The organism is Micromonospora sp. LOL_015, from assembly GCF_048060275.1.
Lineage (GTDB): Bacteria > Actinomycetota > Actinomycetes > Mycobacteriales > Micromonosporaceae > Micromonospora_E.
In genome coordinates this window covers 1-960 of record NZ_JBHMIO010000150.1, presented here as the reverse complement: position 1 = coordinate 960, position 960 = coordinate 1, and the positions used below count along the sequence as shown (strand labels likewise).

The 960-nt window shown below is 66.4% G+C and carries 1 protein-coding gene; it reads left to right on the top strand.

What is annotated here, in order from left to right; genetic code table 11:
- The first annotated feature begins 98 nt into the window (after positions 1-98).
- Positions 99-953, top strand: a complete 855-nt coding sequence (locus tag ACFHWU_RS29220; RefSeq protein ID WP_416557686.1) for an IS5 family transposase — start codon at positions 99-101, stop codon at positions 951-953.
- Positions 954-960: the final 7 nt, after the last annotated feature.

Here is a 960-nt window from a genome sequence, read left to right as displayed (position 1 = left end):
GGGTCCAAGATCCGGACATGCGGGTACCTGGAAGTAGTAGGCAGGCACGGGTCCATCGATCATCGGAGTTCTCTACGCTCTGCAACCGATGGAGTCCCGTGCCTGCGCTGCAATCATCGTTGCTCGAACCCATCTGGGTCCAGTTCGCCGCGTTGTGGCCTGAACAACCCGAGTTCGACCCGGCCCATCCGCTGGGCTGTCACCGCCGGCGGATCCCGGACCGGATCGTGTTCGAGCACGTCATCGCCGCTTTGGTCCATGGATCCGGCTATGAACGCGTCGCGTCGGGTGACTGTTCGGACCGGACGATCCGTCGCCGTCTGCGGTTGTGGGCTGACGCCGGTCTCGGTGAGCAGGTCCATGAACTCGCCCTGGACGCCTACGACCGCATGATCGGCCTGGACCTGACTGACGTCAGCGCTGACGGCGCGATCACGAAAGCGCCGTGTGGCGGCGACCGGGCCGGCCGCTCACCGGTCGACCGCGGCAAGGGCGGTATGAAGCGCTCGACCGGTGTGGACGGCTACGGCATCCCGCTCGGGATCACCGGTGCCCCGGCCAACCGGCCCGACTCGCCGCTGCTGCGCGACACCTTCGAAGCGTGCAGCGCCCAACTCCGCCATCACTGGCCTGAGCAGGTCACAGCCCACCTCGATCGCGGCTACGACAGCAACCGCGCCCGGGAGCTGCTCGATGAACTCGGCTTCGACGCCGAGATCGCCCGCAAGGGCGTACCCGCCCCGATCCAAGTCGGTAAGCGGTGGGTGGTCGAGCGCACGAACTCGTGGATGAACGGCTTCGGCAAGATCCGCCGCTGCACCGACCGCAACGCTACGATCATCGACTTCTACCTCTACCTGGCCGCCGCGATCGTCACGATCCGTCAACTCATCCAACGAGCCCGCACGCTCTACCGCTGGGACACCCGGCCGACAACCCGCCGACTCAGGTAACGCCTAT